Annotated in this window: 12 protein-coding genes; 5 read left to right on the top strand and 7 right to left on the bottom strand. The window is 45.5% G+C overall.

Translation table 11 applies throughout. From position 1 onward, the window contains the following. Positions 1-101: 101 nt before the first annotated feature. The 3 genes from F461_RS0109035 to F461_RS0109025 form a co-directional block, all read right to left on the bottom strand. Entirely contained in the window at positions 102-509 is a 408-nt protein-coding gene (locus tag F461_RS0109035) for a VOC family protein (RefSeq protein WP_020000835.1), read from the bottom strand. Positions 510-709: 200 nt separating this feature from the next. Beyond that, positions 710-2,194, bottom strand: coding sequence for a leucyl aminopeptidase (locus tag F461_RS0109030; RefSeq protein WP_020000834.1), 1,485 nt, complete (start codon positions 2,192-2,194; stop codon positions 710-712). Positions 2,195-2,347: 153 nt separating this feature from the next. Further along, the gene (locus tag F461_RS0109025; protein WP_020000833.1) at positions 2,348-3,667 is read right to left on the bottom strand and encodes a malic enzyme-like NAD(P)-binding protein; all 1,320 of its coding nucleotides are present in this window, start codon (positions 3,665-3,667) and stop codon (positions 2,348-2,350) included. A gap of 734 nt (positions 3,668-4,401) precedes the next feature. On the opposite strand from F461_RS0109025, the gene F461_RS0109020 reads away from it, so the two are divergent. The 5 genes from F461_RS0109020 (at position 4,402) to F461_RS0109000 (ending at position 7,936) form a co-directional block, all read left to right on the top strand. After that, positions 4,402-5,004: a DUF8043 domain-containing protein gene (locus tag F461_RS0109020; RefSeq protein WP_020000832.1), complete on the top strand. Its 603-nt coding sequence runs from the start codon at positions 4,402-4,404 to the stop codon at positions 5,002-5,004. Positions 5,005-5,008: 4 nt separating this feature from the next. Next, a complete protein-coding gene (locus F461_RS0109015) occupies positions 5,009-5,362 on the top strand; it encodes a hypothetical protein (RefSeq protein WP_020000831.1) in 354 nt (117 codons plus the stop codon). Positions 5,363-5,987: 625 nt separating this feature from the next. Next, positions 5,988-6,581: a hypothetical protein gene (locus tag F461_RS0109010; protein WP_020000830.1), complete on the top strand. Its 594-nt coding sequence runs from the start codon at positions 5,988-5,990 to the stop codon at positions 6,579-6,581. A 77-nt stretch (positions 6,582-6,658) separates the two neighbouring features. After that, positions 6,659-7,303 (top strand): hypothetical protein, encoded by a 645-nt coding sequence (locus F461_RS0109005; protein ID WP_020000829.1) that lies wholly within the window; start codon positions 6,659-6,661, stop codon positions 7,301-7,303. Positions 7,304-7,354: 51 nt separating this feature from the next. Next, complete coding sequence (locus F461_RS0109000) at positions 7,355-7,936, top strand: hypothetical protein (protein WP_026364707.1); 582 nt, start codon at positions 7,355-7,357, stop codon at positions 7,934-7,936. A 743-nt stretch (positions 7,937-8,679) separates the two neighbouring features. On the opposite strand, the gene pnp is transcribed toward F461_RS0109000, so the two are convergent. The 4 genes from pnp to F461_RS0108975 form a co-directional block, all read right to left on the bottom strand. Next, positions 8,680-10,932 carry a polyribonucleotide nucleotidyltransferase gene (pnp, locus tag F461_RS0108990; protein ID WP_026364706.1) on the bottom strand — a complete coding sequence of 751 codons (2,253 nt, stop codon included), beginning with the start codon at positions 10,930-10,932 and terminating at the stop codon, positions 8,680-8,682. A gap of 262 nt (positions 10,933-11,194) precedes the next feature. Next, positions 11,195-11,464 (bottom strand): 30S ribosomal protein S15, encoded by a 270-nt coding sequence (gene rpsO, locus F461_RS0108985; RefSeq protein ID WP_020000825.1) that lies wholly within the window; start codon positions 11,462-11,464, stop codon positions 11,195-11,197. 36 nt (positions 11,465-11,500) lie between these two features. Beyond that, the gene (gene truB, locus F461_RS0108980) at positions 11,501-12,418 is read right to left on the bottom strand and encodes a tRNA pseudouridine(55) synthase TruB (RefSeq protein WP_020000824.1); all 918 of its coding nucleotides are present in this window, start codon (positions 12,416-12,418) and stop codon (positions 11,501-11,503) included. A 6-nt stretch (positions 12,419-12,424) separates the two neighbouring features. After that, on the bottom strand, positions 12,425-13,411 hold the full coding sequence (locus F461_RS0108975; RefSeq protein WP_020000823.1) for a DHH family phosphoesterase: 987 nt from the start codon (positions 13,409-13,411) through the stop codon (positions 12,425-12,427). Positions 13,412-13,487 lie beyond the last annotated feature (76 nt).

The raw sequence follows: 13,487 nt of genomic DNA, 5'->3' as shown, positions 1-13,487 counted from the left end.
ACACACGTATTTTACAGTAAACGTGTGCGAGTTTTTAGAGGGCATCTGGCCGTCATGTCAATATAAAAAAAAGGGTAAAATCGTATGTAAATCAGTTTGTGTTACTCATGGTCGTAAGTCTTTAATTCTACAGTAAATCCTTCAGGGTCGTTTATGAATATAGATGTGCCCGTCCCGCGAGCACCTGTCAGCGTCAGGGGGCCTCTCATTTTTATTTCACGTTCCTCAAGGCGATGGAGGAGTGCTGTCCATTCTTTTTCTGCAAAGGCTAGACATACATGATTTCCTTTGCCCGGGGAGCAGAGCAGATACCCCATCTCTTTCCACATGTCCGGCGGGAAAAAGTGTATCATATTATGCGTATTAATTCGCACAGAAGGAAATTTTGCTTTTCCTTGCTTCCATGCATCATAATTTTCCGGCAGCAGCCCAATGACCTCGTGGTAAAAAGTGACGCAGGCGTCAGGGCTTTCAACATTAAGCGTCAGGTGATCTATTTCAACGTTCATACCTTTACATCCCTTTATCAGTGAAGATTGCTAATACGGTATCACACCCCTTTTTCAGGAGGCAGTATAGTTGCTGGTTCCCGATTGGTGTTACGAAGAAATAAAAAGGCTGCCCTTTGTGTAGGGCAGCCTTTTAGTCTTATTTACGAGTCTGCTGGTTGTTAGGATGCCAATACTGGCATTCATGCAAAGGAGACCGTTTAAATTCCCTTGCGGACAATTTCAAGCATTGTGCGGACACCGAAGCCGGTTGCACCGTCTTTTTTGTTGAACGCGGTTCCTGCGATGTCGAGATGTGCCCAGCGAACATCTTTTTCAACGAACTGTTTGAGGAAGAGTGCTGCATTGACTGCACCACCTTCCCGGTTGCCAACGTTTTTCATGTCTGCAACGTCGGATTTAAGGCTTTCAAAGTAGCAATCCCACAGAGGCATAGGCCAATATTTGTCACCAACATGCGCGCCAGTCTCAGAAATTTTTTTGGAAAGCTCTTCGTCTGTTGCAAACACTGCTGCTGCGTGGGTACCGAGAGCAACAACGCATGCGCCGGTAAGAGTTGCCAGGTTGATAAGCGCTGCCGGTTTGTATTCTTTTTGCGCGTAGGTAAGTGCATCAACGAGAATGAGTCGCCCTTCAGCATCTGTGTTGATTACTTCGATGGTCTTACCGTTAAGGGAGGTGACAACATCGCCCGGATGGGTAGCAGTAGAGCTTGGCATGTTGTCGGTACATGGAGTGATGCCGATAACTCGGCGTTCGATGTCGGAATTGCCGAGTGCTTCGAACAGGCCGAATACTGCGCCAGCGCCACCCATGTCTGATTTCATTTCATGCATGCCGAGGGATGGTTTCAAGGAAATTCCGCCGGTGTCAAAGGTAACGCCTTTGCCGACAAACACGATTGGGTCGTCGTTTTCAGTACCTTTGGGGGCGTGTTCAAGAACAATAAATTTTGGTTCAGCATCGGAGCCTGCTGCAACGGACATAAACGCGCCCATGCCTGCCTCGATGATTTCATTACGGCTAAGGATGGTACGTTTAAAATTGTATTTTTTACCGAGCTCTTCAGCTTTTTGAGCAAGAGCAGCAGGTGTGACAATGTTTGCAGGTGCGTTTACGAGGTCGCGGGTGTAGTTAACGCCTGCTGCTGCTGCTTCACCGCGGCGCGCTGCTGCATGAATGTCATCAGGGAAGTTGTCTTCTGTGGAGAGCAGAGCCATCCAGCGAGGAGAATGTGGCGGTTCTTCCTGTGTGGTTTTGAGTGCATCGTAGGTATGCAAGGCAATAATTGAAGAAGCAACAGCTTCTTCAACAAGCACCGTGTTTTCTTCATCAATGGAATCAAACGCTTCAACGGCGATGGCGCAGGTGTCTGCTTTGAGCTCTCTGCATTTGAGCGCTGCTGTTTTAACAGCTTCACGGAATACCTCAAGAGTAAAGTCGTTACGTTCGCCAAGGCCGACGATAATAGCACGTGGCATTGGGATAGAAGGGTGACCGTATGCAACTGTTACCTGATTCTTTTCGCCCTTTGCATCCTGAATGGCAGGGGTAATAGTAATCCAAGGGATGGTTTCACTTAGATTAGGGATGGTTTCGGTCACTGTCTCTTCTTTGAAGTTGAAAAGAAGCACAGTGTTTGCTTGCCACTCAGCGGCTGGTGCCTGTTGGAATCGAAGATCCATGTTTGTCTCCACAGCAGATTGTCCGGTATGTCCGGTAGTTGATGAGTTTTTATACAAAAAGTGGCGCGTTATGCAGAGCATGACGCGCCGCTTTTATTGTCGATCTGATAATATAAGACCGGAACTGTCCGGAGTCCAGATGCGATCGTAATCTTACTTGGAATAATAGCTTGCTACAAAAGCATTAACGCGTTTGTGAGAAGCTTCTAAGCGTGCTGTGAGTTCGTTTTTGTATGCATCAAAATCATCAATGTTCAGACGTGCTACACCTGTTTCCATTGCAGCTTTGGCAACTTCTGGCACGACCCACTCAAGAATGCGTGGATCAAGTGGTTTAGGAATAACGTAATCTGTGCCGAATTCCAGAGACTCAACGCCGTATGCTTCGCAAATGGATTGCGGTACCGGTTCTTTTGCAAGCTTAGCAAGGGCTGATGCAGCAGCAATTTTCATTGCTTCGTTGATTTCGGTAGCACATGTGTCCAGCGCACCACGGAAGATGTACGGGAAGCCGGAAACGTTGTTAATCTGGTTCGGGAAGTCAGAGCGTCCTGTGCCCATAATGCAGTGAGGAGACGCCTCTTTTGCATCAGGGTATGGGATTTCCGGATCAGGGTTTGCCATTGCAAAGATGATTGGATTGTCTGCCATGGAAGCAACCATATCTTTGGAGAGCAAGTCCTTCGCGGAAAGACCGAGGAAGCAGTCTGCACCTTTAAGGACTTCTGCGAGCGAACCGCAGTCTTTGTCCTGCGCAAACTCAGCTTTGTACTTGTTGAGTCCTTCGCGACCAGTGTGGATGAGACCACGGGAGTCGAACATAAAGATGTTTTCACGTTTAACACCGAGTTCAACGTAGAACTTGGAGCATGCGATACCTGCTGCACCTGCACCTACAACGACAACTTTGAGTTTTTTAATGTCGCGATTGGTAATCTCACAAGCATTAATGATCGCTGCTCCGGAGATAACAGCGGTGCCGTGCTGGTCATCGTGGAATACAGGGATATCCATCTCGCGTTTGAGTGTTTCTTCAATATAGAAGCACTCAGGAGCTTTGATGTCCTCAAGGTTGATACCACCGAAAGTTGGTTCCATTGCCTTTACTGCGGCAATAAATTGGTCTGCATCCTTGATGTCGAGGTTGATGTCGAACACGTCAATATCTGCGAACGTTTTAAACAGAACGCCTTTACCTTCCATAACAGGCTTTGCTGCTAATGGGCCGATATTGCCAAGACCGAGCACAGCGGTGCCGTCTGTGATTACGCCGACAAGGTTCGAGCGGTTGGTGTACAGAGCAGCAGTTTCCGGAGCGGCATGAATTTCTTTACATGCTTCTGCAACACCCGGAGAGTAGGCAAGAGAGAGGTCTTTTTGTGAACCGCATGGTTTAACTGGAACAACTTCAACTTTACCGCAGCGAGGAGCGTTGTGGTACTCCAGCGCTTCTTCTTTTGTGAATAACGCCATTTTTTTGAACCTTTATTTACGTTGGGCGATTTGTGCACGCAGTAAGATGTGGTTGGATGCGGAACTGGTAATAGCAGAACTTGCGCTCCATTTTTTCGTATTATCAGTACCGGAGCCGTTACATTGCTTATAGAATGCGATGAAAATAGCTTTCAAATGGCTTTAAGCATCTTGTTACGCGAAAGCAAGTAAATCCTCATGGTTGTTACGTTAAAATTATAGTTAGAAGAAATACTCACCAGTTTTGAAGGCAAAGTGAGTCAGAAGCGTGATGTGAGGATAAAAATGTTTTATCAGTCTTAACTTTGAATAAAATGGGAGCAATGAGGCTTGATGAATCTAGGGCTATGTGAACTTACCCAATACAATAGTTAGTTTGGTCTTTATAATGAGACGGAACGGCGTAAAATTTTTGTTACTTGGGGTACGCTTTTTTTATGTCAAAACACTATCTAGGAGTTACGTCAGTAACTTGACTGAAAGGTACAAGTTGCATGGTGTTGTATAAAATATGAAGAACAGCTGGTGTAGGGGAAGAAGAAGGCTATGTAATTGCTTTATGTAAAAAAAAGTTTTTTAAACTAGATAGTTATGTTGTTAGTATGGTGGGTGCGATGACTGGTGAAAAGAAACAAATTGGGCTCGTAAATTCTATTACAATATGCGTGGCATAGAAATTGTATTGCTGAATGTGACGGAAAATTTCGCCTTATCAGGCATCAGGAGGCTCAATAATGATTGTTATTGACGGTAATGCAGCAGATTACAATGTGAACGCTTTTTCAAACCTTGAGGAATTGCTCGTCAAGGTTATGGAAGACGAGCTTGAGGATAGGATTGTTACTGATGTGCTCGTTGATGAGACTCAGTTTCAAGAAGAATATCCCAATCAGGCTGGTCAGGTAGAAACCAGTTCATTTAAGCGTGTTGAGATCAAAAGCGTTCCTATGAACGAATTTGCTCTCGGGATTGTTGCAGAACTTGATAAAGTAGTTTCTCTTATGGAAAACAGCTCCCATCATATTGCCGGTATGTTCCGCAATGGTCAGGAAGCTGAGGCTCTCGCGTTATTTACTGAGTTGTTGAACGTACTGCACGATTTTATGGGCATGCTTGCTGTGCTTCGTGATGAATACGTGCATGAAAAAGAAGAATTGTTTGAAAAAACGGTTGAAGAAGTTTCTGCTCAGTTTGAAAGTATGGGAGAGTCTACCAGTAAAGAAGATTGGCATGCCCTTGCTGAGATTCTTGATGGTGATTTTGCAACAGCCGTTTCCCGCTGGAAAAGCGTAGTCGCTATTCTGCGTGGGAAGCTGGAGAATGTTTGCGAGGAATAAAGGTATGGCAAACAGCCTTACATTGCTTGATGAAGCTTTCCGGATTGGAGAGCGAGAACTGGAAGCCTTGAAAAATGGTGACATGGATGTTGCTGATGAGGCCGCTGTGGAGCGTGAGCGTCTTATTTCTGAGGCGTGGGCTATGCGAACAAGCGATATTGAGGATGAATTGCGTAAAAAGCTTTTGAAAATGCAGAATGTTCAAGTTTTGCTGACAAATGAGCTTAAAAAGCTACACGCCTCATTAAAATCTCAACTTATGGCAAGCAAGAAGAAGTCATCAGGTTACCGTGGTTACCAAAAATCGGTAACAACACCGGGTAGTTCTATTTCCAATTGTTTGGACAGGCAAGGGTAGTGGCTGTGTGCTGTTGCATACGCACTGCTGCATATTGCTGATGACCTAAAGTATATATTTCCGGGCGGCAGCGTCCAGATAATACGTTGAAAGCGTGATATATCTTTACAGAATACTGTGGAGAGATATCGCGCTTTTTTGCTTTGATACTTAGCGATAAGGGGAGATGTTGCTTTTCGATCAGTAAAAGAAAGCGTGCAGCTCCAAGTTTCTTTCAATATTACGTTGCAATGTTGTATGGTGCAGTAATTTCATGTAGTAACGGATTATTTGCAGGAAAAGCTTATTGTAAAATGGTGAGTAGTGCGAGAAATAATGGCGAGTGAGTGGAATAAGAACTGTTGTGTGTTTGATATAATGGAATAACAATATGTAACAACATCAAATATAAAAACAATAACACTTGTTGGACGGTTGAAAACTATTTCTTTCTGCTTATAAAAAAATGAACAAGCTAGAAGTGTAGTAACTTGTTATAAAGAATGATGTTATTTGAAAATATTATGGCAATAGATTCGCTATCAGCTATTGTTGGGATGCTGAAAAGAGCAGAGTCCCTTGGCAAAGTATTATAAGTATTATTCTTGTTTTACAGTATATTCACATAACTCTAGTGAGGAATACTATGAAATTAACACGTTGCTTGTTTATTGTGATCGCACTAATGGTGCTTGCAGGCTGCGCTCAAACTCAGGCTGGCGAGCCGATGCGAGTGTACGGTAATGCAAAAACTGTAGTCCCAACAGGCTATTCAATGCTTGGTACCACGACGGTATCTGTCTTGCCTGATACGGTGAACATTCCAGTTGAAGGTATGTACCCGTACCAACGATGGAGTTCTGAAATTTACGGAATGGGTGATAGCTACGTAATTGTACAGAAAATGGTATTCACTAACCAATTCTACCGCTTCAGAGCTTTGGTCGGTTCAACCGCAGAAATGTGGGGCAGTGCATGGAGAAAAGGTGACTACACCCTTTCACCAAATACTACAGATGCTGAATATGCGAAGTACTTTGCATGCATCCGTGAAAAAGGCGGACAGCTTGCTCCTCTGTACAAAGTAACCATGTATGACCAAAAAATTACACCTGCCGTTGTTGCCCGGGTAATTAGCCTTACTCCTTCCGCAACAGGTGGCTTGGCCGCAATGCCTTCTTTCAATGATCTATACCAGTACTACGAGTACGGTGATGGCTTTGGTGGTAACAACTCATAGCGGATGTAATCATATAAGAAAAAAATGCCCTCGGAGTATACTTCGAGGGCATTCTTTTTTTAAGGAGTATCACAGGCATGAAACGACTACAGAGAGGACTATTTTGGTTCCTGATTTGCTGTGCAGCCATAGTGGGCTGCTCCAAAATGCTTCCGTCTATGTTTGGTGATGATGCTATGTTTGGTGAAGATGTTCAGGAAAGGCGGGAGGTTGTCTATGGGTATATTTTTATTAATCTGTCTTCATCGTTTACCAAGCTTGGTACCGTTGAAGTGTCGTGGAGCCCGGCGATAACCATTCCGGGTATGTCTCTTCCTCAGTATTTGTCGACAACGGTGTATGAAAATGACGGTACATACTATCTGACACAGTGGACACAGCTTGGGACTGATATTTATTATTTTGAGCCGTTGGCAAATGAAACAGCGGAACGTTGGGGAAACAGTTGGCAGCGTACATCATTTACAGTACCGGTGAATACAGATAATAATGAATATAGGCAGTATATTGAGTACATAAAACAACAGGGACAGTCGCTTCCTGAATCATTTGCAGTGACAGTATATGCAAAGCGTTTTTCAGGTCGTATTATCGCACGGGTATTGGAGTTTACTCCTTCGACAGGGGCTAGTGCTTCTATACCGCAATTTAATCAGCTGTATCCGCTTGTGTCATATGAGACTGTTAAGAAAAACGAAATAAAGTGTGATGTAATTCCATAGTGTTTTTTGATAATGGAAAACTATTCTGAGGAAAGCGATGTGAGGTGCGCAATGAGAAAAATCTCTAAGGTTTGTATTTTGATGGTAGTGCTGTTGATAATTGTCGGCTGCGGTGCCCGATATAATCCGCAGACCCGTATGTATACGGTTTATGGTACTTCACAGCTTAAGTTGCCTCAAGGGTTTGAGAAAATAGGCAGTGTTAGTGTTAGTGTCTTGCCGACTGTTTGGGAGAGTGGAGCGTTCCCATACCAAACGTTTAATACAACGGTATTTGGTGATGGTGAAGCGTATATTCTTTCGCAGGTTATGCGGGTGACGGGTGATAGATATTTTTTCCGTCCGCTGGTAGGGACTGGTGTTTCCAAATGGGGTAGCAGCTGGCGCAAAAATACGTATCAGCTTGATCCCAATAACACGAGCCTTGAATACCGTCGTTATGCTGACTATATTAAGAAGATGGGACACCAGCTAGCTTCGGGATATAAAATGGAAATGTATGATAGACTGATAGGGCGTAAGCTTGTGGCACGAGTGCTTGTCATGACGCCGGATGCCGTAAGTGGAAATCCACCTGCGCCGCAGGCGAAAGAACTATATACCCTTGAGATGGACGACTTTATGGCACGCTAGTCTGTTGACGTTTTTAACGCAAAAATATGCTGGATAGAAAATAGGAAACATCCTGCCCGTTGTACGGGCGGGATGTTCTTATGTATAAGTAAATTTTGGTTTTCTGCTGACTGCTAGAAAAAAATCCGCCTGAAAAGCAGCAGCGAAAATTAAAGGAATAACCCTTTTATGTGTGAGAAAAATCCGCCGATACGAGGGGGTTTGACATGTGCTGGGGTAGCATCGAAAAAACTTGTCGTAAGCGTCTCATTCAACTCATTAAAAGCCTCATCAATCTGGTCTAATTGATATTGTAGTTTACGAGCACTTTTTTCCTGATCCTTTGAAAGCTGCTGCATCGTCTCAAAATGCCGAGCCTGGAGGTGATCCACTCTGTACATAATTACTCTTCTCTTGCTGTTTTCCCCCCGGAAACAGTACGTTGAATCTGAACTCTGATAGATGTTCTCCCCCCTATGAACATCAGGGAAAAGTTATGTTATCTATCAGATATGGTTTATGTCAATTGGATTTGCTGATTCAAAATATATTTTATTATGCTTAAAATAAATTACAGTTCATGCAATCTCGGCGCTTTTGGCGAATAATTTTCGCATATGTAATACGCCTGTGACGTCAGGCAGACAGACCGAACAAGGCGGGGAATTCCATGTTCTTTGTGTGAGCCGTGAGTGAGGTTGCATGGCGTGGGGGTATAAAAAAAGAGCGAAAGCGATGCTTCCGCTCTTTTTTAAAGTCACTTACTAGCGACGGCCACCACGACGATCATCACGACGATCATCACGACGACCACCACTACGACGGTCATCACGACCACCGCCACGGCGATCATCACGGCCAGCAGGACGACGCTGTGGACGCGCTGTGGATTCCGGAGTCCAAGGAGTACCTTGAGCTTCGAGAAGAACTGCTTTGCGGGAAGCACGAACTCGGCCATCGTTGATTTCGATAACCTTAACTTTCATGTCCTCACCGAGGGATACGAGATCTTCTACTTTTTCAACACGAGCGATATCGAGCTGGGAGATATGTACAAGAGCTTCCACGTTAGGAAGAATCTCAACAATCGCACCGATCTCAAGAATTTTCTTAACTTTGCCCATGTAATCTTTGCCAAGCTCTGCACGCTGGTCGTAGTACTGAACCATTTCACGAGCCTGCTCAAGGGATTCGAGCGTAGGTGCGAAGATGGTTACTTTGCCGCTGTCTTCAATGTCGATAGAAGCATCGGTTGCAGCGGTAATAGCTTTGATGTTTTTACCACCAGGGCCGATGATAACGCGAATAACATCCGGGTTAACTTCAACGGTCGCAATCTGCGGAGCGTATTTGGAGAGCTCTTCACGGGAGGAAGGAAGTTCTTTTGCCATTTCATCAAGAATGTGCAGACGAGCTTCACGAGCCTGATCAAGAGCACGTACCATTACGTCAGAAGGGATACCGGAGATTTTGATGTCCATCTGAACTGCGGTAATGCCTTCAGCGGTACCGGCAATTTTGAAGTCCATATCGCCGAGTGCATCTTCGTCACCGAGAATATCGGTAAGAACGATGTAGTCGTCGCCTTCTTTGATAAGGCCCATTGCGATACCTGCAACAGGAGCTTTAACTGGTACACCTGCGTCCATAAGGGACATGCAGCCGCCAGTCACCGCCGCCATTGAAGAAGAACCGTTGGATTCCATTGTTTCAGAAACGACACGAACCGTGAACGGGAAGTCTTCGCTTGCAGGAAGGATTGGACGCAGAGCTCTTTCTGCTAATGCACCGTGACCGATTTCGCGGCGTGATACGCGAACCATTTTAACTTCGCCAACGCAGTACGGTGCGAAGTTGTAATGGAGCATAAAGCGCTTGGTTACGTCACCCATAAGGGAGTCCATGCGCTGCTCATCTGTGGTGGAACCAAGAGTTGTAACAACCATGGACTTGGTTTCGCCGCGTGCAAAAATAGAAGAACCGTGAGCACGTGGAAGGACGCCTGTTTCAACAATAATCGGACGTACTGTTTTTACGTCGCGACCGTCGATACGCAGGCCTTCTTTGTGGATACGAGTACGTACAATAGTTTTTTCAAGAGCGCCGAGAATTTCGCCAACTTCTGAAAGCGGTGATGGATCTTCTTCATACTGTGGTTCAGCAGAAAGAGCTTCCATAACCTTAACTTTTACAGCTTTGCGAGCAACTTTGCGTTCCATTTTGTCAGCGACCTGAAGGGCTGCTTTAAGGTCTTCCATTGCGAGTTCTTCAACGCGAGCTTTCAACTCTTCGTTAGGAACTGGTGCTACAAATTCAATTTTCTCTTTACCACAAAGTTCACGGAGTTTGTCCTGAACGTCGAAGAGAGGAGTGATTTCTTTGTGACCCCAGTCAAGAGCTTCTGCGATAACAGTTTCCGGTACGAAGTTAGCTTCGCCTTCTACCATTACAACAGCGTCGCGGGATGCTGCGAATACGAGGTTAAGGTCAGCGCCTTCCTGTTCTTTAACAGTCGGGTTCAGTACGAACTCGCCACCGACGCGACAAACACGTGCACCGGCAATAGGACCATTGAAAGGAACAGAAGAGATGCTGAGAGCAGCAGAAGCACCAGTAAGAGCAAGAACGTCAGACTCATTGAGCTGGTCAGAAGAGATAACGTTTGCAAGAATCTGCACTTCGTCGCGGAACCCTTTAGGGAACATTGGACGGATAGGGCGGTCAATTACACGAGCGCAAAGGGTTTCACGTTCGGATGGACGACCCATTTCACGGCGGAAGAAAGAGCCGGGAATGCGACCTGCTGCGTACATTTTTTCTGTGTACTCAACGGTAAGCGGGAAGAAGCCAAGATCACGGTCAGTTGGCTGGGTACAAGCTGTTACGAGAACTACTGTGCCACCGCACTGAATCCAGATTGAGCCATCAGCTTGATTAGCAAGGCGACCGGTCTCAAAAGTAATTTCTTTGCCGCCAATAGTGGCGGTAAGGCGCTGTGCGCCAAATTTATTTTCCATCATAAATCCTCATCGTTTGGCGAAGGGGATTCCGGGGAGAGTGCTTTTAGCAGGCTAATTTTAGCCGTTCTAAGTGCTGCTAAGCGGGGGAAAAACCTTCTTCCCGGACCCCCCTTTCGCGATACTGCGTAGGTATCTTAATAGGTATTCAAGCTGGGAACCCCAGCTTTCTAGAAGAAATATCTTAAGTCTTCTGTAAGCCTATTGGATACAATAAATATATGAGAACAGGGGAATCCTACGGATTCCCCTGTAAAAATGCCTACTTACGAAGGCCAAGCTTCTTGATGAGATCACGGTAGCGCTGAATGTCCTTGTGAGCAAGGTACTTCAGAAGCTTACGACGCTGACCAACAAGTTTCAACAGACCAGTACGGGAATGGTAGTCGTGTTTGTGCTCTTTGAAGTGTTCAGTAAGGTATTTGATACGGGCAGTCAGAAGAGCTACCTGTACTTCTGGAGAACCGGTGTCTCCTTCTTTCTGAGCAAATTCATTAATAACTGCCTGCTTAGTTTCAGGTGTCATTACCACAGCGATATCCTCCAAGGATAAATGGGTTAATTAAGGTTACCAAAGACCGCGCAGGATGGACCATACAGGCTGGCGTTGCACGATGTTTGTTTCAACAAGAGCCAGAGGCGTTCTGTTTGAGTCCAGAAGCATTGCATTAATGCCGACAGAAAACGGCATGTTAGCAATTTTTTCTGGGTCGTACGGAATAGGATTGCCGTTTTTGACCAAAGCAACTTCCTCATCACTGAGGATAATTTTCGGCCAGGTTGGCAACGCTTGTTCCAAGGAAATAATCTTGGATTCAAGCAATTCTGGATTGTCGACCAACTCATCGGGCTCGCAAGCATTGTCCAGCGAGAACGGATGGCTGTATTCCCGGATCAGTTCAGTGAGAACTGCCCCGCACTTCAATCGAATCCCCAAGCTGTGGGCCAGGGACCGAATATACGTACCAGTGCTGCACCGCACCCGGAAACGGAGAAACGGCAACTCTACCGATAGAGTTGCTGCTTCGGAAATTTTTACGGTTTTTATCTTAACCGGTGTTTCTTTACCTTCTCGCGCCAGCTTATACAAGGATTTCCCTTTGTGTTTTGCCGCTGAGAATGCAGGAACTTCCTGCTCAGTCACTTCAAGCCAATGTGCAACTTCCGCACGCACATCTTCTTCGGTGATATGCTGCCAGTCTGCGGTATCTGTTATCTGACCTTCCGCGTCCCATGTGTCCGTTGTTTCACCAAGCTTAATGGTGCCGGAATACACTTTTTCGCCGCCGGTCATAAGATAGTTGGACAGTTTAGTGCCCTGTCCAAGTAATACGATCAGCAGTCCCTGAGCCATAGGGTCAAGGGTGCCAGCGTGACCGATTTTTTTTTGCCCGAGACGTTTTATCTTGCTGATGCATCCACCAGAGGAAGGTCCCTTAGGCTTATTGAGAAGCAGAATACCGTGCTGCTGTGGAACTTGTGCCATGTAAACTTATGCCTCGTTTAATACCAGATTCTGAGCAATAGTGGCAAGCAAGGTTTCAACAGTTTTTTTGAGCGGGAGATCAAGGTTGATTCCGGCGGCATTTTTGTGTCCGCCACCGCCAAGGCTTGCTGCCATTTTTTGTACATTCACTGCACCATGAGAACGCAAGCTCACTTTGGAGCCAGATTCTGTCTCGCGTACGGTCATTGCAACATCTACATTCTCTATCTTTCGAAGATAGTTAATGATTAATTCTACATCTGAATATATTGTACCAGTACGTTCAAATAGTGCTTTAGGAAGTGTCAGATATGCTACTTTTCCGTTAAGCGCAATTTCAATATTCGCAAAGAGCTCTGCCCAGAGGTTAATTTTGTTTAAGCTCCAGCCGCTATCCAGCCTTTCGTTGAAATCTCCCGGCTTTAAGCCGGCACTGATAATTTTTGAGGCAATGTCATGTGCACGGGCTGTTGTACTGTTGAAAGCAAAGCGTCCTGTGTCTGAACTTATTGCCAAGTATAGCCCTTCTCCAAGAAACCCTTCATAGGGAACACCTAACTCGTCCAGAACGTCTGCAACCAGTTCTCCCGTGGAGCTGGATGTTATTTCAACAAGATTGATGTCACCAAACATAGGGTTATTCAGGTGATGGTCAATGTTGACTACAGGTGCTGTGGTGTGCTCGAGGAATTCAGTCATGATCTTGCCGGAGCGTTGGGCGTCTCCACAATCCATGACAATAATGCGATCAGGTTCGCAGACTGCAAGTTCTTCTGCAGTTGTTATAACCTTGCCCGGCAGCTCTACCCACTCAAGATAGGAGGGAATACCCGATTCCAAAAAGATAATTGGCTTTTTACCTAATCCGGTAAGCAGCCATGCCATCGCAGCAATAGACCCAACAGCATCGCCGTCAGGGTTAACATGGGCTGTGAGAAGAAATATATCATCGGCGCGAATCGCCTGTGCAATTTGTGCTACTTCGTTTGGCATTGTTATTGTTCTTTTTGGTCTTAAATTTGGTGTATTGGATGGTTAAGTCCAACAGTCTGTGGTCTTGACGTAGTGA

This window comes from Halodesulfovibrio aestuarii DSM 17919 = ATCC 29578, from assembly GCF_000384815.1.
GTDB lineage: Bacteria > Desulfobacterota > Desulfovibrionia > Desulfovibrionales > Desulfovibrionaceae > Halodesulfovibrio > Halodesulfovibrio aestuarii.
This window is presented reverse-complemented; position numbering and strand designations above follow the sequence as displayed.